This is a genomic window from Streptomyces stoeckheimensis (assembly GCF_045822005.1).
GTDB classification, from domain to species: Bacteria; Actinomycetota; Actinomycetes; order Streptomycetales; family Streptomycetaceae; genus Streptomyces; species Streptomyces stoeckheimensis.
Window position 1 is genome coordinate 5,147,811 of the sequence record NZ_CP169550.1, and the last position, 18,488, is coordinate 5,166,298.

The 18,488-nt window shown below is 72.0% G+C and carries 21 protein-coding genes and 1 pseudogene; 10 read left to right on the forward strand and 12 right to left on the reverse strand.

Going from position 1 to position 18,488, the window contains the following annotated elements; genetic code table 11:
• Window positions 1–109: 109 nt before the first annotated feature.
• Together ACE1OC_RS23530 and ACE1OC_RS23535 are read right to left on the reverse strand one after the other, a co-directional pair.
• A complete protein-coding gene (locus tag ACE1OC_RS23530) occupies window positions 110–541 on the reverse strand; it encodes a nucleoside deaminase (RefSeq protein ID WP_407838668.1) in 432 nt (143 codons plus the stop codon).
• Window positions 538–1,413: an LLM class flavin-dependent oxidoreductase gene (locus ACE1OC_RS23535; RefSeq protein ID WP_407838669.1), complete on the reverse strand. Its 876-nt coding sequence runs from the start codon at window positions 1,411–1,413 to the stop codon at window positions 538–540. The genes ACE1OC_RS23530 and ACE1OC_RS23535 overlap by 4 nt, the downstream gene beginning before the upstream one ends.
• A gap of 94 nt (window positions 1,414–1,507) precedes the next feature.
• On the opposite strand from ACE1OC_RS23535, the gene ACE1OC_RS23540 reads away from it, so the two are divergent.
• The gene (locus tag ACE1OC_RS23540; RefSeq protein WP_407838670.1) at window positions 1,508–2,014 is read left to right on the forward strand and encodes an Lrp/AsnC family transcriptional regulator; all 507 of its coding nucleotides are present in this window, start codon (window positions 1,508–1,510) and stop codon (window positions 2,012–2,014) included.
• Between the two features lie 68 nt (window positions 2,015–2,082).
• Window positions 2,083–2,598, forward strand: coding sequence for an allene oxide cyclase barrel-like domain-containing protein (locus ACE1OC_RS23545; protein ID WP_407838671.1), 516 nt, complete (start codon window positions 2,083–2,085; stop codon window positions 2,596–2,598).
• Between the two features lie 73 nt (window positions 2,599–2,671).
• Here the strand turns inward: ACE1OC_RS23545 and ACE1OC_RS23550 are convergent, their stop codons facing one another.
• A complete protein-coding gene (locus ACE1OC_RS23550) occupies window positions 2,672–3,157 on the reverse strand; it encodes a GNAT family N-acetyltransferase (protein ID WP_407838672.1) in 486 nt (161 codons plus the stop codon).
• Window positions 3,158–3,234: 77 nt separating this feature from the next.
• A complete protein-coding gene (locus tag ACE1OC_RS23555) occupies window positions 3,235–4,053 on the reverse strand; it encodes a helix-turn-helix domain-containing protein (RefSeq protein ID WP_407838673.1) in 819 nt (272 codons plus the stop codon).
• A 418-nt stretch (window positions 4,054–4,471) separates the two neighbouring features.
• Here ACE1OC_RS23555 and ACE1OC_RS23560 point away from each other — a divergent pair, with 418 nt between their 5' ends.
• A complete protein-coding gene (locus ACE1OC_RS23560; protein ID WP_407838674.1) occupies window positions 4,472–4,903 on the forward strand; it encodes a GNAT family N-acetyltransferase in 432 nt (143 codons plus the stop codon).
• 15 nt (window positions 4,904–4,918) lie between these two features.
• Here ACE1OC_RS23560 and ACE1OC_RS23565 read toward each other — a convergent pair whose 3' ends face one another.
• From ACE1OC_RS23565 to ACE1OC_RS23575, 3 genes are all read right to left on the reverse strand, one after another.
• Window positions 4,919–5,386: an NUDIX domain-containing protein gene (locus tag ACE1OC_RS23565; protein WP_407838675.1), complete on the reverse strand. Its 468-nt coding sequence runs from the start codon at window positions 5,384–5,386 to the stop codon at window positions 4,919–4,921.
• An 80-nt stretch (window positions 5,387–5,466) separates the two neighbouring features.
• A complete protein-coding gene (locus ACE1OC_RS23570; RefSeq protein WP_351376417.1) occupies window positions 5,467–5,853 on the reverse strand; it encodes a DoxX family protein in 387 nt (128 codons plus the stop codon).
• A gap of 93 nt (window positions 5,854–5,946) precedes the next feature.
• The gene (locus ACE1OC_RS23575) at window positions 5,947–6,423 is read right to left on the reverse strand and encodes a carboxymuconolactone decarboxylase family protein (RefSeq protein WP_250742663.1); all 477 of its coding nucleotides are present in this window, start codon (window positions 6,421–6,423) and stop codon (window positions 5,947–5,949) included.
• A 236-nt stretch (window positions 6,424–6,659) separates the two neighbouring features.
• Between ACE1OC_RS23575 and sigJ the strand changes: the two genes are divergently transcribed.
• On the forward strand, window positions 6,660–7,592 hold the full coding sequence (gene sigJ / locus ACE1OC_RS23580; RefSeq protein WP_407838676.1) for an RNA polymerase sigma factor SigJ: 933 nt from the start codon (window positions 6,660–6,662) through the stop codon (window positions 7,590–7,592).
• An 18-nt stretch (window positions 7,593–7,610) separates the two neighbouring features.
• Here sigJ and ACE1OC_RS23585 read toward each other — a convergent pair whose 3' ends face one another.
• Window positions 7,611–8,333, reverse strand: a complete 723-nt coding sequence (locus ACE1OC_RS23585) for a class I SAM-dependent methyltransferase (RefSeq protein ID WP_407838677.1) — start codon at window positions 8,331–8,333, stop codon at window positions 7,611–7,613.
• Between the two features lie 145 nt (window positions 8,334–8,478).
• On the opposite strand from ACE1OC_RS23585, the gene ACE1OC_RS23590 reads away from it, so the two are divergent.
• Complete coding sequence (locus tag ACE1OC_RS23590) at window positions 8,479–9,258, forward strand: IclR family transcriptional regulator (RefSeq protein ID WP_407838678.1); 780 nt, start codon at window positions 8,479–8,481, stop codon at window positions 9,256–9,258.
• Between the two features lie 207 nt (window positions 9,259–9,465).
• On the opposite strand, the gene ACE1OC_RS23595 is transcribed toward ACE1OC_RS23590, so the two are convergent.
• Together ACE1OC_RS23595 and ACE1OC_RS23600 are read right to left on the reverse strand one after the other, a co-directional pair.
• A complete protein-coding gene (locus tag ACE1OC_RS23595) occupies window positions 9,466–9,660 on the reverse strand; it encodes a hypothetical protein (RefSeq protein WP_274548123.1) in 195 nt (64 codons plus the stop codon).
• Between the two features lie 169 nt (window positions 9,661–9,829).
• Entirely contained in the window at window positions 9,830–13,051 is a 3,222-nt protein-coding gene (locus ACE1OC_RS23600) for an AfsR/SARP family transcriptional regulator (protein WP_407838679.1), read from the reverse strand.
• Between the two features lie 197 nt (window positions 13,052–13,248).
• Between ACE1OC_RS23600 and ACE1OC_RS23605 the strand changes: the two genes are divergently transcribed.
• From ACE1OC_RS23605 to ACE1OC_RS23615, 3 genes and pseudogenes are all read left to right on the forward strand, one after another.
• Window positions 13,249–14,469, forward strand: a complete 1,221-nt coding sequence (locus tag ACE1OC_RS23605) for an amidohydrolase family protein (RefSeq protein WP_274548121.1) — start codon at window positions 13,249–13,251, stop codon at window positions 14,467–14,469.
• A gap of 140 nt (window positions 14,470–14,609) precedes the next feature.
• Window positions 14,610–14,849, forward strand: a complete 240-nt coding sequence (locus ACE1OC_RS23610) for a type II toxin-antitoxin system VapB family antitoxin (protein ID WP_407838680.1) — start codon at window positions 14,610–14,612, stop codon at window positions 14,847–14,849.
• Window positions 14,846–15,263 (forward strand): annotated as a pseudogene (locus ACE1OC_RS23615) (PIN domain nuclease). The gene ACE1OC_RS23610 and the pseudogene ACE1OC_RS23615 overlap by 4 nt, the downstream one beginning before the upstream one ends.
• A 21-nt stretch (window positions 15,264–15,284) precedes the next feature.
• Here the strand turns inward: ACE1OC_RS23615 and ACE1OC_RS23620 are convergent.
• Window positions 15,285–16,367, reverse strand: coding sequence for an alpha/beta fold hydrolase (locus ACE1OC_RS23620; RefSeq protein ID WP_407838681.1), 1,083 nt, complete (start codon window positions 16,365–16,367; stop codon window positions 15,285–15,287).
• 483 nt (window positions 16,368–16,850) lie between these two features.
• Between ACE1OC_RS23620 and ACE1OC_RS23625 the strand changes: the two genes are divergently transcribed.
• Together ACE1OC_RS23625 and ACE1OC_RS23630 are read left to right on the forward strand one after the other, a co-directional pair.
• Entirely contained in the window at window positions 16,851–17,414 is a 564-nt protein-coding gene (locus ACE1OC_RS23625) for a trypsin-like serine peptidase (protein WP_407838682.1), read from the forward strand.
• Complete coding sequence (locus ACE1OC_RS23630) at window positions 17,411–17,794, forward strand: DUF6086 family protein (protein WP_407838683.1); 384 nt, start codon at window positions 17,411–17,413, stop codon at window positions 17,792–17,794. Before ACE1OC_RS23625 ends, ACE1OC_RS23630 begins: the two co-directional genes overlap by 4 nt.
• A 2-nt stretch (window positions 17,795–17,796) precedes the next feature.
• On the opposite strand, the gene ACE1OC_RS23635 is transcribed toward ACE1OC_RS23630, so the two are convergent.
• Window positions 17,797–18,249, reverse strand: coding sequence for an NUDIX hydrolase (locus ACE1OC_RS23635; protein ID WP_250742649.1), 453 nt, complete (start codon window positions 18,247–18,249; stop codon window positions 17,797–17,799).
• Between the last annotated feature and the right edge of the window lie 239 nt (window positions 18,250–18,488).

The following is an 18,488-nucleotide window of genomic DNA, read 5'->3' on the forward strand; positions in this document are numbered from 1 at the left end:
GTCACCGTCGAGACGGGAGTGGAGCCGGGCCGGGCGCTGCCCTCGCTCCAGGCGGGCTGCTGGCCCAGGACCCGGAGCTGATGGTGATGTCCGTACCGCGCCCGGACGGTCAGCGGTAGTACGGCTCCACCGCGGCCCGTACCTCGGCGTACAGCGCGGGGCCGTCCTGCGGTACGGCCGGCCGGCCGCTCCCCGGCCTGATGTCCAGGAGCTGTTCGCCGGACAGGGCGAACACCACCCGCCCCAGCCCCGCCTGCCGGATGACCGGCTCGCACATCCCGCACGGCTCGCAGCTCGTGTACAGCGTGCTCCGGGCCGCGGTGGCCGCGTCCAGCTCCCGGGCGGCCCACCGTGCGAGCTTCAGCTCCGGGTGCGCGGTGAGGTCCCGGTCGGTGAGGGTCGTGTTGCGCTCCTCCGCCAGCACCGTTCCGTCCGGCCCGGCCAGCAGCGATCCGAACGGCGGGTTGCCGGTCTCGCCGGCCTCGGCCGCGAGGGCGATGGCCCGCCGCAGGAGGGCATGGTCCCCGGTCGTGACACTCATGACGACTCCGTTCCGCTGTCTTCTCCGGTCTCGGCGAGTCCGAGGCGTGCGGCCACCGTGGCGAGTGCCTGCCGGCCCGCCTGAGGATGGCGCGTCTCGTCGGGGTCGCCGCCGTAGTGGTCGAGTACGACGGACTCGGCTCCCAGCAACCGCAGTTGCTCGAGATCGTCCATGATCTGGTCGATGGTCCCCTCCCCGGCGATCCGCTGCGGCCCCTCGACCGGCGCCGCGGTGACCTTGAGGGCGATCCGGGGTGCCAGCGCGGGCACGGGCAGGCCCTGCTCGTCCGCGTAGGCCGCCATCCTGCCCGCGGCCCCGCGCAGCCACGGCAGCGTGGGGCGCAGAGGATGCCACGCGTCGCCGAGCCGCACGGCCCGGCGCAGCCCCGCGTCGCTGTTGCCGCCGACCCACACGGGGATCCGTAGGTTCCCGTAGTCGGCGGTGTCCTTCCAGGCGGCCCGTACCGCCCGCAGGTGGTCGTCCGTCAGCCGTCCCCGCTGCTCGAACGGGATCCCGAGGGCGGCGAACTCCTGCCGAGCCCAGCCCACCCCCACCCCGAGGACGAACCGCCCGCTGCTGAGCTGGTCCAGATTGGCCGCCATCCGGGCGGTGAGCAGCGGGTGCCGGTACGGGGCGATGAGCACGGTCGTGCCGAGCCGGATCCTGCTCGTCAGGCCGGCGAGCCAGGACAGCGTGGTGAAGGGCTCGTAGAAGGGGGCGGGATAGCGTTCGGCGACGTCGGGCGTGACGGCGATGTGGTCCGAGACCATCAGCAGGTCGAAGCCCAGACCTTCGACGGTCAGGGCCGCTTCCCGAAGGGCTCCGGGGCCGGCACCCGGGCCGAAGTTGAGGATGTTGACTCCGATCTTCACACCGTCGAGCCTAGCCAGCGGGCCCGTCCCGCCTGAAGGGATTCCTCCCTGTTCAGAGCCGGTTCGGCCGTGGATCCCCCGGTAATCTCGCCGGATGACCGAGAATCTCGACGCGACGGACTGGGCGATCCTGAACGAGCTCCAGCAGGACGGCCGGATCGCCTTCACGGAGCTGGCGCGCCGGGTCAACCTGAGCCCGTCGGCGACGACGGAGCGGGTACGCCGTCTGGAGGCGGCCCAGGTGATCACCGGCTACCGCGCGGAGGTCGATCTGGAGCGCACCGGCTACATGGCACTGGCCGTGGTCCGCCTGAAGTACCCGGGAACCCGCCACGAGCCGCTGCACCGGCTGCTCGCGGAACGCCCGGAGATCCTGGAGTGCCTGCGCACCACCGGGGACGACTGCTACGTCCTGAAGGTGGCGGCGACCTCGATGGGCCAACTGGAGCAGATCGTCGACGCCCTGGCCCAGTTCGGCAGCACCACCACCAACCTCGTCCTCAGCCGCCCCCTCCCCTTCCGCGGCCCGAGCGCCGTTCCCGGTCCCGGGCTGGTCCGATCGGTCGGATCTGCTGGTGGGTCGCGCCGGGACACCCCGTAGGGAAGCAGAGCCGAGGCTATGCATGGGTCATCTGACCATCCGTGAGTCTCAACCTCTGGAGCCACACGATGCGCCCCATCAGAGCGGCCTGTCTCGGCACGGCCACTGCCCTGGTTGCCCTGCTCGCCTGCGCCCCCATCGTGTCCGCCGTCGCGACGGACGCCGATTCCGCCGGCGACAAGGGCAAGGGCAAGGGCCAGGTCATCACCCTGACCGGCAGGCTCGCGGAGCAGTCGCGCTTCCCCGTCAACCCGGGTGGCGCCGCGGCCCAGGGCGACCGGACCGTCTTCCGCTCGATCCTCTTCGGCAAGGACGGCCAGCAGGTCGGCGAGACCGGCGGCACCTGCACGACCACCCGGGTCGACAACGGCGGAGCGGAGACGTGCGCCGTGACCTACACCCTCCCGGGCGGCCAGATCACCGCACAGGGAATGGTCTTCGGCCACCTCGTCCCGGGCCCTCCCCCCGCTTTCGACAACGCGATCACCGGCGGCACCGGGAAGTACGACCGTGCCCGCGGCTCGATCCACGCCGAGACGACCGCTCCGGGCGAGAGGCGCTTCACGATCGACCTGGAGCGCTGACGCGCGTGCCCTGACGGCTCGGTTCGCGCGCGAGGACGTCGCGAACCGGGCCGAGGCCGCGCATCGCCGCAGGTCAGGCGGGGGCAGCAGCCGCGCTCGCCCCCGGCGGGCGGACCATGAAGACGTCGATCGGGTCCTGGGCTTCCACGACGAATCCGTGACGCTCGTAGAGCCGACGGGCAGCACTGCCTTGCAGGACGTTCAGGCCCACGGTCAGGCCCCGAGCGTCCGTCCGCTCCAGCACCGTGCGCAACACGGCGGAGCCGAGCCCCCGTCCCTGACAGTGCGGAGCCAGGTAGAAGTGCTCCAGCCACTGCCTTCCTTCGGCGGGCCGGACCGTGACGCACCCTGCCGTTGCGCCGTCGATCTCGATGACCGACGTGTGCTGCAGGGAGAAGGAATCCCGCAGCCGCTGCCGCACCCGGTGCTCGTCGTAGCGCCCGAGACGTTCCAGATCCTCCCGCATGACCGTGGCCCGCAACTCCGCGATCGTCTCGACGTCCGCCGTCACCGCGGAACGCAGCACCCAGCCCGCCGTGTCCACCCGCGTACCGCTCATCCCCCTGGCATCCATGGCCGGAGTATCTCAACCCACCCCCTCCGACCAGGCACACGGGCCCCGGTCCGATCCCGACCTCAGCCTCTCTCCGGGCCGGAAGGGGAGCTACAGCCCTTGCACTTGCCGGGCGTCGGGCAGCGGAAGGCGCGCTCGCACTCCGGGCAGATCACGAAGGGATCCGGAGCCACGAAGGCGGGCGCGCGGGGCAGCGGCGCCAGTGGCGGTGGCAACTGGGCCGTGAGCCGATGGGCGATCAGCCCGGCCGGATTGCGCAGCCCTTCCGGCAGCCGGGCGGACAACGCGCCGACCAGCGCCTGCACCCCCGCCCCGCGCTCCAGCCAGGCTTCGACCCCACCCGCGAGGTACCGGATGTCCCGCTCCCCGAGCAACAGCCGCGGATCGACCCGCCGCAACTCCGCGAGCACGTCACGGGCGAGCCGCCGCCGCCCGGGGTCGTCGGGGTCCCGGGGCCGGGGCAGCCCACTGGTGGGTACGGGGGCCGCCTCGGGCTCGTGGTCCGGTTCCGGTTCCGGTACTGCCTCCGGCGGTGCCGCGACGGGCGCCGGCTCGACCGGATCACTGGCCTGAGGGACAGGAGGCGCCTCATCCGAGGGAACCGCCGGTACGGACTGAGCAGCAGGGGCGCGATCGGTACGGCAACGCGCCATGGCGGCGGCCCGGGGATGGTTGAAGGACACCGTACGGGTGGCGATCCGCCCACCCGGCAGGCTCTCCAAGGACCGCTCCAGGTACCCGAACCGCACCAGTTCCCGAAGTGCCTTGCCGATCGAGATCTCCCCGATCGAAAGCCGTTTGGCCAGGTCCTTGATGCCGATGGGAGTCCCGGGGGGCATCGACTGGATGAAAATCCCCAACATCCGTGCGATGAAGGACATTTCGGGATGCTGAATGAGATCGTTGCTCACGACGGTGAACCGGCCGGTGAGCCGGATGTTGGAGTGCCGAACGCCGTATGCCGCGCGCGAGGGCGCGGTAAAGTGCACCGAAGCCATAGGGAAGCGTCTACTTCCTCGTTGGTCAGGCCCTCGATCGGGATTCGTAGTCCCGGCGGGGGCCGTCTCATGTCCAAGTCGTCGGGCCGAGCATATGCCAGACAACCACGGTGAAATCCAACCCAGTTGGCCGATTCACCCGTGTGAGTGAGTGCCTGCGCAGCGGGAGGCTGGTGGGGTTTGGAAAGAGGTCTTTCCCCAGGTACTCAAGCCAAAAGAAGCATCGCGCCCCACCGGGACGCGCCCGGCCGCGACCCGGTGATCATCCGCTCCCGCACCCGCGTTCAAATAGGGTGAACCCATGGTGACCATTGGAGAAGAGTCCGCATTCGACCCGCAGGAGATGTTCGAGCTCTACGACTCGGTCGACTGGGCGGGTTACACCAGCGACGTCGACAAGCTCTGCCGCGGTCTGGCGAACTCGCACTTGGTGATCACCGCGAGGGACGAGTCGGGCACGCTCCTCGGACTGGCCAGAACGATTTCCGACGACGAAAGCGTCTGCTACGTCCAGGACTTGCTCGTCAACCCCAAGTTCCATCGGCAAGGTATAGGCCGGCGGCTGTTGGAGCACCTGAAGCAGCGGTACGCGCACTGCCGCTTCTTCCTCCTCTCGACCGACCACGAGTCGACCCCCGAAGGCCGCCGCAATCACGCCTTCTACCGCTCCCTCGGATTCCTCTCCTACGAGGAGAAGCAGATGTCCGCCTTCGGCCTGCCCAGGGTCCGCTGAGCCACCTCGCCGGAGTCACCGAACGACAGGCCCGCGCCCGGCCCGCCAGTCGTCGATGCGCTTGCGGATGCTCGGCACCATCGGAAGGCCGTCCACGGCTTCCGGCGCGAACCACGCGACCTCGGTCGACTCGTCCGACACGCGCAGAGTGCCGCCAATGGGCCGGGCGAGGAGACAGATCGAGAACTCCTGCCGCACCTCGCCGTCGTCGTAGGAGAAGACGTGGCCGGGGTTGCTGTACGTCCCGACGATCCCGGTGATCTCGACCGTCACGCCCGTCTCCTCGAACGTCTCCCGGACGGCACACTCCCCGAGGGACTCACCCACCTCCATCTTCCCGCCGGGCAGCGCCCACATCCCGTTGTCGGTCCGGCGCTGCAGGAGGACCCGTCCGGCCTCGTCCACGACCACGGCAGATGCGGCCGGTACGAGGCTGTTCGCCTTGGGGGCTTGCGGGTCGTCCTCGTAGTCACGCCTGGGCATCGCGGCCCACCTCCCGAATGTCGCGTCCCCGACCCCACAACTCCTCGACGTGTACCCAACTCGGCGAGCCGGAACCGGGGTCAGCCCGTGAAGGGCTCCGGGACGAAGCGGCCCCAGGCTACGAAGGCGGCCAGGAGGACGTAGGCCAGGTCCACCGCCATGTATGCGGGCTCGTGGCGGCGGTAGCGGGTGAGGGTGGCGCCCAGCATGAGGAGGACCAGGCCGACCGCGGCCAGGGGGACCAGGACCGGGGCGGTGTGCAGGACGGCCGGGAGGATCAGGCCTGCCGCGGCCAGCATCTCCACGGCGCCTATCGCCTTCACCGCACCGGCGCCGAAGTCCTCGACCCACTTCGCGCTGGCGCCGCTGGCGGCGATCTTCTCCTTCGGCGTGAACACCTTGAAGGCGCCGCCGAGCAGGTAGGCGACGGCTAGCAGTCCGGTGACGATCCACAGCGCGATGTTCATGGGGGGTACTCCTCGGTCCTTGGAGGGGGAGGGGCGGGGAGGGGGCCGGGCGCCGGCTCCGGCGTGGGGGCCGGAGCCGTGCTGCGCGTGGGGTCAGTGCTGGAGCTGGCCGGGCTGGTAGTCGCCCGCCGGGGTCTGGACCATGACGTTGCCGCGGTTGAAGGCGTTGATCAGCGCGATCTGGGTGACCAGGGCGGCCAGCTGCTCGTCGTCGAAGTGCTTGGCGGCGTTCGCCCAGACCTCGTCGCTGACCCCGCCGGCCGCGTCCGCGATGCGGGTGGCCTCCTCGGTCAGGAGCAGGGCCGCGCGCTCGGCGTCGGTGTACACGGTGGCCTCGCGCCAGGCCGCGACCAGGTTGAGGCGCACCGCGGTCTCCCCGGCCGCCGCCGCGTCCTTGGTGTGCATGTCGATGCATCCGGCGCAGCCGTTGATCTGGCTGGCACGGAGCATCACCAGTTCGCGGGTCGAGGCCGGCAGGGTCGAGTCCCCGAGCGCCTTGCTCGCGGCGATGATGTGCTTCCACGCCTTGACGGCGACCGGGTCGGCGAAGAGGTTCAGGCGAGCGGTCATGGCGGATTCCTTTGCTGTGATGGAGCGTTCGGTGTGTGTCTTGGTGTTCTCCCTCTAAGACACGGCGCCCCCGCGCCCTGTGACAGATGGTGGATGTGACCTGGGTCACTGATGCATTTCATGATCGATAAGGTGGATGCCCTCCGATAACCTGCCGGACGGCGCGCAGCGAATCGGGGGAGGGTTTCGTGCAGGGATCAACGGCGCAGGGATCAACGGCGCAGGGATCGACGGGCGTGGCGGACGCCGTGGTGTACCGGCCGCTGCTGTTCTCCATCGCCTACGGGATGACCGGGTCGGTGGGTGACGCGGAGGACATCGTCCAGGACGCGTTCCTCGGGCTCACCAAGGCCCATCGGGCCGGGACCGAGATAGCGGCGCCGAAGGCGTACCTGACCACGTCGGTGACGCGGCTCGGGATCAACCACCTGAGCTCGGCGCGCGTGCGGCGGGAGACGTACGTGGGGGAGTGGCTGCCCGAGCCCGTCGTGGTGTCCGGCGAACGGCCGGGGCCGGTCGAGCACGCCGAGCTGGCCGACTCCCTGTCGATGGCGTTCCTCGTCCTGCTGGAGGCCCTGTCCCCGGTGGAGCGCGCGGTGTTCATGCTCCGCGAGGTGTTCGGGTACGAGTACCCGCAGGTGGCCCGGAGCACCGGCAAGTCCGAGGCGAACTGCCGCCAGATCTTCGCCCGCGCCAGGAAGCGCATCGCCGCCGGAGGGTGGGCGGATGGAGCGGGGCCCGCCGCCGACGGTCCGCCGCCCCCGGCCCGGCGTGCGGAGGGCGAGGAGCTGGCCCGTACGTTCTTCGAGGCCGCGGCGGGCGGCGAGATGGACGCACTGCTCGACATGCTCGCGCCCGACGTCGTCTACCACGGGGACGGCGGCGGCAAGGCGCGGGCGGTCGCGAAGTCGGTGACCGAGCCGCACCGCGTCGGACAGCTGCTCATCGGCGGACTCCGCCGGCTGCGCTCCCTCGGCGCCTCGCTGCGCCCGGCCCTGATCAACGGCCGGCCGGGCGCACTGATCGTCGACGCCGAGGGGCGGGTGGCCAGCGTGGTCGAGCTCGACATCGCCGACGGCGTGGTCCGGGCGGTCCACACCGTGTCCAACCCCGACAAGCTCGGCCACCTCGGCCCGGTCTCCGACATCGGCCGCCTGCCGGAGAAGTAGGAGAGGGGGCCCTGGGGCTCAGCCCTCCTTGCGCGCCAGCACCAGCCGCCACCTCGGCGTCCCGTCCGGCCGGCGGCCGAAGTGGTCCAGGGGGAGCGTCTCCACCGTGAAGCCGGCCGCGCGCAGGTCCGTACGGACTCCGCCCAGCGGGAAGGTGCGGTAGTACATGACGAACGGCGGGCGCCAGACGGCATTGCGCACGCGCATCGCCGCGTCGAAGCCGGACACGACCCACCACGCCGGGCGGCTCGGCGGGATCGGAGCCCCGATCGGGAAGGCGAACACCCCGCCGGGGCGCAGGGCCGCGTGGACCCCGGAGAAGACCGCGGGCCGCTCCTCCGGGAGGAAGTGGCCGAAGGCGCCGAAGCTGACCGCCAGGTCGTACGAGTCCTCGAGCGCGGCGGGAAGGTGCCGCGCGTCGGCCCGCAGCAGGTCCGCCTCGGGGTGGGCGAGCCCGGCCTCGGCGAGCATGCCCGAGCTCAGGTCGACCCCGGTCACCCGCCCCGTGCACAGCCGGCGCAGCATGCCGAGGCCCGCGCCCGTACCGCAGCACACGTCGAGCCCGGCATCGAAGGGGGCCTCGTGGCGGGCGAGCGTCTCCTCCACCGCGTCGAGCATCCGGTCGGGGGTGCGGAAAGGGGTCTGGTCGAACTTCGGGGCCAGCAGGTCGTAGCCCCGCTCGATGGAGGACATGCCCTGTACGGCAAGTTCGCGGAGGGTCGGGCCCTGGGAGGTGAACACACGGTCAGCCTAGTCAGCGCGGGCGCGGGCGCCCGGCATTTCGGGCCCTTCGGCCCCGGGCAAAACGGGCATCGCGTGACGTAGGGTGAAGCGATGTGTTTTGCCAACCCTTGGGGATTCCGTGGTCAATGCCATACGAAGTGAGGTGCCGGGCCAGCGCGTGGGCCGGAGCTCCACGAGCGGCAGCGCCCTGGAGAAGACCCTGCGGATCACGGAGGCGCTGACCGCGTTCGGCGGCCCGCACCGGCTCGCGGAACTGTCGGCCGCCGCCGGGGTCCCCAAGTCCAGCACGTACCGGATCCTGGTCTCCCTCGTCGAGCAGGGCTACGCCGTCACCGACGGGGAGGGCAGCTACGGCGTCGGCCTGCGGCTGCGCACCCTCGCCGCCGAGATCGGCGCCGACCGGCCCGAGGGCATCGTCGAGCTGCTCGAATTCCTCCAGAAGTGCACCGGCCAGACCGTCCACCTGGCCCTGCGCGGCGGCAACGCGCTCACGTACATCCGCAAGATCGAGGGCGCCGTCCGGTCCCACCCGACCTCTTCGCGCGTCGGCCTGCGCATCCCCCTGCACGCCACCGCGATGGGCAAGGCCGTCCTCGCGCACCTGCCGCCCGAGGAGACCGAGGGCATCCTGCGCGCCACCGGGATGCCGGCCCTGACCCGGCGGACCCTCACCGACCGGGAGGGCCTCGCGGACGAACTGCGCACGGTCCGGGAGCGCGGCTACGCCGTCGACGACGAGGAGCACGAGCCCTCGGTCCGCTGCCTGGGCGTGCCCGTCTTCGACCGGGCGGGCGTGCCGGTGGGCGGGGTCGGTCTGACCGCCTCCGCCTTCCTGACCACGCGGGCGGAACTGGAGCGGTTCGCGCCGGCGCTGCTGGAAGCCGCGCGGGGCGTACAGCGGCGGCTTCAGCTCGGCGGGTGAGGCGTCCCGCCGACCCGCCGCCCCCACATGCACGTACGGCGGCCGCGGTGGTCCCCCTCCTGGCCACCGCGGCCGCCGTTCCCCCGTGCACCTCCGGTGGTCCCCCCGCGACCCCCGGTCCCCCCGTGGTACGTCGTGCCGTACGACCCGGGCCCCTGGCCCCCCGGCCCCCCCCGGTCCGGGTCGTACGCGTCTCAGTGGTCCGGCTTACGGGCGCGGCGGCCCGGACACGTGGTTGTCCAGCGTCACGATGTCCTCGTCGGAGACGTGGTTGTCGAGCGGCTTGGCCGGCGTGCCCGAGGTGAGGTTGTCGGCCGGCTTGGGCGCCGTGGCCGGGACGGCCGGGTCGTCGAGCGACGCGAGGTCGGCGGCGGTCGGCAGGGTGTTGTCGTTCGTCGTCATCGGATCTCCTGATGGGTGGGTCGGGCCCGTTCGGCGATTCCCCCGCGGACCGCCGAACGGGTGTCTCCAGCCGACCCGGTCTGCCCCCCGACACGCCGAGTCGATGAACACCATCCTGGCCGGTGGCGATAAACGAACGATGAACGTGCCGTTCAGCTGATGAGGAGCCCTACGCGGCGATCTCCGCCGCCAGCAGCGCCCGTACCTCGTCCAGCTCCGGCGAGCCCAGCTGCGTGAACACCACCTCGGCGTCCCGCCAGCACACCCGCGCCCGGTCCCGCTGCCCCAACTGGCGCAGCGCCCGGCCCAGTACGGTCAGCACGGTGGCGCGGCGCCACTCGCCGCCGATGCCGCGCAGCGCGATGGCCTGTTCGGCGTGCGAGGCGGCCAGCGTCGGGCGGCGCGCGGCCAAGTGGACCTTGGCGAGCCGGAAGTGCGTCACTCCCTCCCACAGCGGCTGCCGGTTCTCGTGGAACAACGAGAGCGCCTTGCTGAGCTGGGAGTGCGCCTCGGAGAGCCGGTCGGCCTGGGTGAGGGCGATGCCCAGCGCGTAGCGGCCGTTGGCCAGGCGCAGGGTGAGCCCCATCCGGTCGTAGATGTCGATGCCCTGCTGCGCGAGCTCTATGGCACTGCCCAGCCGGCCCTGCTCCACGTGGATGCGGGACAGGTTGCACAGGGCGCTCGCCTCGCCCACGTGGTTGGAGTCGGCCCGGAAGTTGTCGATCGCCTCCAGGAGGTACCGTTCGCCGTCCTCGTAGCGTCCCTCGTAAATGGCCGCGATGCCGCGGTCGTTCGGTGCCCAGCAGCTGGACAGCGGGTCTCCGGCGGCGCGGGCCAGCACGGTGGCCTGGCGGGCCTCGTCATCGGCCTCGGCGAACCGGCCCGCGACCAGGTGGGTGTTGGTCAGCGTGGTGCGGGCCCGGCCCTCGGCGTACAGGTCCTGCGCGGCGTGCGCGGCGTCCCGGACGGCGGTGGCGGCCGACTCGTACTGCTTGGAGTTGGCCCCCGACTCCGCGAGGTCCTTGGCGGCGAGCAGCAGGTCGACGGCCCGGCGCAGCAGGTCCTCCCGGCCGGGGCTGCGCACGGCGGCCTGCCGGACGCACGCGAGCAGCGGGTCGGCCTCCGCGTAGAGCCAGTCCTGCGCGGTGCGCGACTCGGTGAAGACCAGCCCCGGGTGGCGGGTGGCCGACAGGTGGGCCACGAGCCGGTCGCCCGGCCGCTCCAGGCCGTACACCCCGGTGGCGGTGGCCAGGTAGAAGTCCAGCACCCGGTCGAGGGCGGCGTCGCGCGCGCTCGGCGGCTGCTCGTCGCGCTCGGCGCAGGCACGCGCGTAGAGGCGTACGAGGTCGTGGAAGCGGTAGCGGCCGGGCGCGGCCGATTCGAGGAGCGAGCAGTCGACTAAGGCTTCGAGCAGGTCCTCGGTGTCGTGCTCGGCCCGGTCGAGTACGGCGGCTGCCGCCGCGAGGGAGATGTCCGGCCCGTCGGCGAGCCCCAGGAGCCGGAACGCCCGCTGCTGCGCGGGCTCCAGCTGCCCGTACCCGAGCTCGAAGGTGGCCTTGACGGCGAGGTCGCCGGCCTGGAGCTCGTCCAGGCGGCGGCGCTCGTCGGCGAGCTTCGCGGCGAGCACGGAGACGGTCCAGGTGCGGCGGGCGGCGAGCCGGGAGGCGGCGATGCGGATGGCGAGCGGCAGGAAACCGCAGGCGCCGACCACGTCGAGGGCGGCCTGGCGCTCGGCGCCGACCCGCTCGGCCCCGACGATCCGGGTGAACAGCTGGAGCGCCTCCTCGGGGCTCATCACGTCGAGGTCGACGAGGTGCGCGCCGGCCAGGCCCGCCATCCGGACCCGGCTGGTGACGAGGGCGGCGCAGCCCGCGGTGCCCGGCAGCAGCGGGCGGACCTGGGCCGCGTCGCGGGCGTTGTCGAGGAGGACCAGGACGCGGCGCCCGTCGAGGGTGGAGCGGTAGAGCGCGGCCCGTTCGGCGGGGGAGTCGGGGATCGAGGCGTCGGGTGTTCCGAGGGCGCGCAGGAAGGAGCCGAGGACGGCTTCGGGCTCGGCGGGGCGGGCCTCGGTGCCCTGGAGGTCCACGTAGAGCTGACCGTCGGGGAAGTGCGGGCGGGCGGCGTGCGCGACGTGCACGGCGAGCGTGGTCTTGCCGACGCCGCCGATGCCGGCGAGGGCGGAGACCGCCATCACCTGGCCCTCGGCGCCGGAGAGGATCTCCCCGAGGTCCCGGACGAAGCTGGAGCGGCCGGTGAAGTCGGAGACGGTGGCGGGCAATTGGGCGGGCCTCACGTGGACGGGCGCGGCGGCCGGTGCCGGGTCCTCGGCGCGGGCCAGCTCGGAGTCGGCCCGCAGGATGCGCTGTTGGAGCTCGGAGAGTTCGGGGCGCGGGTCGACGCCGAGTTCGTCGGCGAGGAGCCGGCGGGTGTCGGCGTAGACGGCGAGGGCCTCGGCCTGGCGGCCGCTGCGGTAGAGGGCGAGCATCAGCAGCTCGCGCAGCCGCTCCCGCAGCGGGTGGGCGGCGGTGAGGGCGGTGAGCTCGGAGACGGCCTCGGCGTGGTGGCCGAGCTCCAGGTCCAGGTCGAGGCGGGTCTCCAGGAGCTGGAGGCGCCATTCGGCGAGCCGGGTGCGCTCGGTGTCGGCGTGCGGCCCGGGTACGCCGGCCAGCGGTTCGCCGTCCCAGACGTCCAGGGCGCGGGCCAGCAGGGTGCGGGCGAGCTCGCGGTCGCCCTTGTCCGCGGGGGCGGCGGGGGCGCCGGGGGTACCGGGGGCACCCTTCCCGGTGGTGTCGTCGCCCTGCGCGGGGTCGTGTGGCCGGCCGTGTGCCCGGACTTGTGCCCGGCCGTGTGCCTGCGCCCGGGCCTGCGTCCGCCCCTGCGGCTTGGGCTTCCCGGCGCGCGCGGCCTCGGCGTCGGCGGCGAGGGCCCGGGCGATGCCGAGGTCGAGGGCCTCGGGGTGGGGCAGGCGGATCGCGTAGCCGCCGGACTCGCTGACGAGGAGCCCGGGTTCGAGGATCTTGCGCAGGCGGGAGGCGTACGTACGGATGGTCGCGAGGGCCTGCTGCGGCGGGTCCTCGCCCCAGATGGCGTCGATGAGCTCGGGCGCGGTGGCGGTGCGGCCCTCGCGGAGCAGGAGCACGGCGAGCAGGGCTCGCTGCTGCGGGGTCCCGGAGCTCAGGGCCTCGCCGCCGCGCCAGGCCCGGATGGGGCCGAGCACGGCGAACCGGTTGCCTCCGGCGGAGGAGGGGGTCGGGGTCCCGTTGACGGCTTCGCCGGCTCTGGCTTCCGCGGCGGGCGCTGCGTCGACTCCGGGTCCGGGGGCTGCGGCCATGGCGGTGTCACCGGACTCGGGGTGGTTCCGCTGGTGCGGGATGGCCGGTGTGCCGTCCATCTGGTCTCCCCCCTGCCTTCCATAGGTGTAAGGGTCAGTCTGCCCTGTGTTGCGCGTACACGTCAGTCCGTAACGGACCCAGTCCTTACGGATCCGACGCCCGGTCCGTACGGATCAGGCGGCCGATCACCGCGGATCCGGTATCCGGCAGCGCTCAACTAGCTGACGGTTCGTCAGATTGACGCTACCGTGAGGGCATGGAGACCTTCCCGAAGATCATCTCGGTGGACGACCACACGGTTGAGCCCCCCAACGTCTGGCGGGACCGGCTCCCGTCCAAGTACCACGACGTCGGCCCCCGCGTCGTCCGCGCCCCCCTGAAGGAAATGACCTTCCTCGGAGGCAAGTTCGCCCCCGTGATGGGAGCCAAGGGCGACGACGGACCGATAGGCGACTGGTGGGTGTACGAGGACCTGCATCGACCCCTCACCCGACTCGACACGGCCGTCGGCTACGACCGCGACGAGATCAAGCTCGAAGTCATCACGTACGAGCAGATGCGCCCGGGCTCCTTCTCGGTTCCCGACCGGCTCGCCGACATGGACGTCAACCACGTCCAGTCGGCCCTCTGCTTCCCGACCTTCCCGCGCTTCTGCGGCCAGACCTTCACCGAGGCCAAGGACCGCGAACTCGGCCTGCTCGGCGTGCGCGCGTACAACGACTGGATGGTGGAGGAGTGGTGCGGCCCCGACGCCGCCGGCCGCCTCATCCCGCTCACCCTCATCCCGCTCTGGGACGCCCGGCTGGCCGCCGCCGAGGTCCGCCGCAACGCCGCGCGCGGGGTCCGCGCGGTCGCCTTCTCGGAGATCCCGCCCCACCTCGGGCTCCCCTCCATCCACACGGACGAGTGGGACCCCTTCCTCGAGGCGTGCAACGAGACCGGCACGGTCATCGCCATGCACATCGGCTCCTCCTCGCGCATGCCCTCCACCTCGGCGGACGCCCCGCCGGCCGTCGGCTCCACCATCACCTTCGCCAACTGCTGCTTCTCGATGGTGGACTGGCTGATGAGCGGCAAGTTCGAGCGCTTCCCGAACCTCAAGATCATGTACGCGGAGGGCCAGATCGGCTGGATCCCGTACATCCTGGAGCGCGCGAACGTGGTCTGGGAGGAGAACCGCGGCTGGGGCGGCGTCGCCGACAAGGTGCTGCGCCCGCCGTCGGAGCTCTTCGCGGAGCACGTCTTCGGCTGCTTCTTCGACGACGCCTTCGGCCTGAAGAACCTGGACTCCATCGGCGTCGCCAACGTCCTCTACGAGACGGACTACCCCCACTCCGACTCCACCTGGCCCAAGTCGCGCGAGGTCGGCGAGGCCCAGATGGGCCACCTGGCCCCGGACGTGGTGGACCGCATCGTCCGCGGCAACGCGATCGACCTGCTGGGCCTGACCCCGGAAGGCCTCTGGCCGGGGGCGTAGCGGGCAGTGGCCGACGGCCCCGGGGGAGTTCCCCCGGGGCCGCCGCGTGAATATGCCCGCAGAAACGATATCTCTTGACGTCGATCTTGATATCGTTTAAGTGGACAGGGGGCGAGCGGCCCCCGCTGAGGAGGCTCACGATGGCCAGAACCGTGATCGACGTCGATGACGCCCTGCTGGCGGAGGCCGCCGAGCTCTTCGGTACGAAGACGAAGGTGGCGACGGTGAACGCCGCCCTTCAGGACGTGGTCAACCGGCGCAAGCGGGAAGACTTCCTGAACTGGATCGCCGAGGGCGGGCTGCCCGACCTGACGGGCCCGGTCGATCCAGCCGAGGAGACCTTCGCGGATGCCGAGCACGTGAGGGACAGGGCGGCATGACCGAGCGCTTCCTGATCGACAAGTCCGCGCTGGCGCGCTACCCCAAGCCGACTGTGCACAAGGTCGTCTTCCCCCTCCACGTGGCGGGAGTCCTCGCCGTGTGCGGCGCCGTGGAGCTGGAGGTCATGTACAGCGCCCGCTCGAAGGCCGATGCGGACCGGGTCCGCAAGGGCATGGGCGCCTTCGACTGGCTCCCCACTCCCGATGAGACGTGGGACCGGGCTTTGGATGTGCAGAGGAAGCTCATCGAGGGGGGGCAACTGGAAGGCGCTCTCCCTTCCGGACCTGATCATCGCGGCGACCGCGGAACGGCACGGAGCCACCGTCCTGCACTACGACGGCGACTACGACATGATCGCCGAGGTCACGGGCCAGCCGATGCGCTGGGTCGTTCCCCGGGGTACGGCCGACTGAGGGCGGACCGCCCCCCCCCCGTCAGGCGTCCGCGCCGCGCTTGCCCGCGACCACCGGGCGGACGTGGGTCTGGAGGAGTTCCAGGAAGCGGTCCGGGCGGGCGAACGAGGCGAAGTGGCTGCAGTCCTCGATGAGGGCGAACCGCTTCACCGGGGCCTCGACCTCGTCGAAGAAGGCCTTGGCGGAGGCCGTCGGGGTGAGGACGTCGTGCTCGCCCTGGAAGAGGAAGAACGGGATCTCGAAGCGGGTGCCGTCCGCCCGGTCGTCGAGCCCCGCGGTCCCTTCGGTGATCCGCTCGGAGAAGGACTGCCCCCGGAAGTAGTCCCGCAGATCGCGCAGCGAGTGCAGCGGTGACAGCCACATCGAGCACATGACCACCTTCTTGAGCGTGGCCAGCGTCAACGGGTCGCTCTGCGCGCTGAGTTTGGCGTACGTCGCCCGCTGCTGCGGCGTCCACGCGTGCGGGTCGGCCCCGATCGCCTCGACCTGGGCGAGCCGCTTCGCCTTCCCGGCGGTGCGCAGCCGCTCCCGCAGGGCGTCGTGGGCGGAGGTGTCGCGGCCGCCGGTGTGGATGTTCTGGTCGGTGCCCACGTAGGCGGAGTAGAGCTCGGGGTGGTTGCGGGCCAGGCGCAGCCCGAAGACGCTGCCGTAGGAGTTGGCCAGGAGGATCACCCGCTCGGCGCGCAGCAGGTCCCGGGCGTACCGGGTGACCTCCAGGGCGTCCTCGTAGAGCCGCTCGAAGGTCGCCTCGCCCTGGCCCTCCGGGCCGCCGCGTCCGAAGGTCTTGCCGGCGCCGCGCATGTCCCAGCGGACGATCGTGAAGTGCCGCTCCCAACTGCGGGTGCGGGCCGTGTAGACGGAGTTGGCGGCGCCGGGGCCGCCGTGGATCTCGACGAGGACCGGGTTGGTCCGGTCCTCGCCGCGGACCGAGATCCACTGGTCGATGCCGCCGATGCGGACGAAGCCCTGCTCGTCGATGCCGTGCGGGGAGTCGATCCGCAGGGTCTTGGCGGCCTGCGCGCGGCGCAGGGCGCGGTGGGTGAGGAGGGTGAGGAGGGCGGCCGTGGGGGTGGCCAGGACGGTGATGGCAGCGGCGGCGATCATTTTCGTGTCCTCCGTAAACTGTTTCCAGTGGATGCAGATGAGTGTGGAGGGTGATCGGGGCGCTGTCAACGGCTGCGGGCGGGGGTCCCCCTTGCGAGGGTCGCTGCGCGCGAGGCATGCTTCGCCGGAGCAAATCGGGGAGGGTTGTCGGTGATGGACAAGCGGGCCGTGGTGACAGCGGTGCTGTGTGTGATGGCGGCGCTGGGTGCGTCCGCTGCCATGACGAAGGTGGTTCCGGCCGACGACGGCAAGGCCCCGGGGCAGGCGAAGGCGGGACCTCGTGGGGCATCGCCCACTGCAACTCCGTCGCAATCGCAAGCACAGTCGCGTTCGCAGTCGCAGGCGCCGGAAGGGTCTCGGTCGTCCGCCGCTCAGACCCCCGGCGCGCCGGCTTCGCCCTCCGCGAAGGGCGGGCCCACCGCCTTCGCCGGGGCGCTGTTCGAGGGCGATGTGACGGGCGACCACTTCTGTACGGCGACCGTCGTGCACAGCCCCGGGCGGAACCTGATCGTCACCGCCGGCCACTGCCTGCGCGCCGGCCGGGCCGGGGAGGGTGGAGCCTCCTTCGCACCCGCGTACGCGGACGGGCGGGCCCCGTACGGCACCTGGAAGCTCGCGGAGGTCTTCGAGGACCCGCGGTGGTCGGACGGGACGAACGACGACTACGACCTGGCCTTCGCCCGCCTCGCCCCCGACGCCTCGGGCCGCAACATCGAGGACGTCACCGGCGCCGCCGTCCTGGACACCACGGGCCGCACGGACGAGCAGGTCACGGTGACGGGCTACCCGTCGGACCGCAAGGTCCCGCGCACCTGCCTGTCCCGCGCGGTGCGGCTCAGCGCCACGGAACAGCGCTTCGACTGCGCGGACTTCCCCGGGGGCACGAGCGGCAGCGCGTGGATCGCCGCCGACGGGAAGATCATCGGCATCCTGACCGGCGGGGACACGGACGACGTCTCGACGAGCACGATCCTGACCGGCTACGCGGCGGAGCTGTACGCGCGCGCGACGGCCGCGGGGACCGGGGCGGCCGGCGGCGGCCGGTGAGCCAGTACTACGACGTCGGGGAGGAGACCCTCTGGAACCCCTCCAACGGCGCCGCCCGGCTCTTCCACCGCCAAGTGGCCCTCTTCGAGGCGGAACTCGGCCTCCCGTCGGGCATCGGCCCGATGGAGATGGACGAGTGCCAGATCGACCCGGCCGCTCTCTGCGTCTTCACCGAAGCCCTCGTGGCCCGCCACGGCCACGCCGGCCACGCCGTCATCCGCGCCCTCTCGGAGGGCTTCGTCGCCACCGTGCTGGTCCTGGCGGAGCGGGCGGGGGTGGGCGACCTTCGGGTAGCGCCGCTCCCGGGCTCTTACGAGGCCTTCGCGGAGGACGCGCTGCGCGCGGCCGCCCGGGAGCTTTCCGGGAGGATGCCGCGCTGAGATCAGGCGAGCAGGCCCAGGTGCACGGGCTCGGCGGGGGCCTCGTCGAGCAGCTCCGCCAGGCGCGGGGGCCACAGCGGCTCGCCGAGGGTGGCGAGGTTCCGCGGCGACAGCCACCGCCAGTGGGCCTCGGGGTACTCCGGGACGGGATCGCGGTGCGGGCCGCTGGTCACGTAGATGTGCTCGTACTGGCGTACCGGGATGCCCTGGTGGGTGAAGTCGTGCTCCCAGGTGCAGAGCAGCCGCTCCGGCTCCAGGTCGGTCCACCCCGTCTCTTCCCGCAACTCCCGCCGCACGCACTCCTCGGGCGTCTCCCCGGGATCGATGCCACCGCCGGGCGGCAGCCAGTGGATGCCGACTTCCACGTTGTTCTCGCGGAAGAGGAACACGGATCCGGCGGGGTTGAGGACGACGATTCTGGCTGCCTGCCGAGGAGTTCGCGGTGAAGTGTGCATCAGACCAGCGTACGACGGGGGGTCCGGGGGCGGGAGAGGTCGGAGGGATCAGGGCCGGCGGAACGCAGGAGCTCCGTCCCAGGCGGGGGAGCGTTTCCGGGTGAAGGCCCGGGCGCCTTCCGTGGCGGCGGAGGTGGTGAACGCGGTTGCGCTGAGAGGGTCTTGGACGGCGTGGGGGAGTGGGCGCGGGCGCTCAGGGCGAGGGCCGCTCCCAGGGCCCCGCCCTCGGGGGCGAGGCG

Excerpts from the sequence above, each read along its gene's own strand:
- ACE1OC_RS23565 (WP_407838675.1), bottom strand. The coding sequence starts at position 5,386 with ATGCCCAGGCGTGACTACGAGGACGACCCGCAAGCCCCCAAGGCGAAC.
- ACE1OC_RS23530 (WP_407838668.1), bottom strand. The coding sequence starts at position 541 with ATGAGTGTCACGACCGGGGACCATGCCCTCCTGCGGCGGGCCATCGCC.
- ACE1OC_RS23555 (WP_407838673.1), bottom strand. The coding sequence starts at position 4,053 with ATGTCCTTCATCGCACGGATGTTGGGGATTTTCATCCAGTCGATGCCC.
- ACE1OC_RS23635 (WP_250742649.1), bottom strand. The coding sequence starts at position 18,249 with ATGCACACTTCACCGCGAACTCCTCGGCAGGCAGCCAGAATCGTCGTC.
- ACE1OC_RS23595 (WP_274548123.1), bottom strand. The coding sequence starts at position 9,660 with ATGACGACGAACGACAACACCCTGCCGACCGCCGCCGACCTCGCGTCG.
- ACE1OC_RS23600 (WP_407838679.1), bottom strand. The coding sequence starts at position 13,051 with ATGGACGGCACACCGGCCATCCCGCACCAGCGGAACCACCCCGAGTCC.
- ACE1OC_RS23560 (WP_407838674.1), top strand. The coding sequence starts at position 4,472 with ATGGTGACCATTGGAGAAGAGTCCGCATTCGACCCGCAGGAGATGTTC.
- ACE1OC_RS23605 (WP_274548121.1), top strand. The coding sequence starts at position 13,249 with ATGGAGACCTTCCCGAAGATCATCTCGGTGGACGACCACACGGTTGAG.
- ACE1OC_RS23550 (WP_407838672.1), bottom strand. The coding sequence starts at position 3,157 with ATGAGCGGTACGCGGGTGGACACGGCGGGCTGGGTGCTGCGTTCCGCG.
- ACE1OC_RS23545 (WP_407838671.1), top strand. The coding sequence starts at position 2,083 with ATGCGCCCCATCAGAGCGGCCTGTCTCGGCACGGCCACTGCCCTGGTT.
- ACE1OC_RS23575 (WP_250742663.1), bottom strand. The coding sequence starts at position 6,423 with ATGACCGCTCGCCTGAACCTCTTCGCCGACCCGGTCGCCGTCAAGGCG.
- ACE1OC_RS23540 (WP_407838670.1), top strand. The coding sequence starts at position 1,508 with ATGACCGAGAATCTCGACGCGACGGACTGGGCGATCCTGAACGAGCTC.
- ACE1OC_RS23570 (WP_351376417.1), bottom strand. The coding sequence starts at position 5,853 with ATGAACATCGCGCTGTGGATCGTCACCGGACTGCTAGCCGTCGCCTAC.
- ACE1OC_RS23620 (WP_407838681.1), bottom strand. The coding sequence starts at position 16,367 with ATGATCGCCGCCGCTGCCATCACCGTCCTGGCCACCCCCACGGCCGCC.
- ACE1OC_RS23610 (WP_407838680.1), top strand. The coding sequence starts at position 14,610 with ATGGCCAGAACCGTGATCGACGTCGATGACGCCCTGCTGGCGGAGGCC.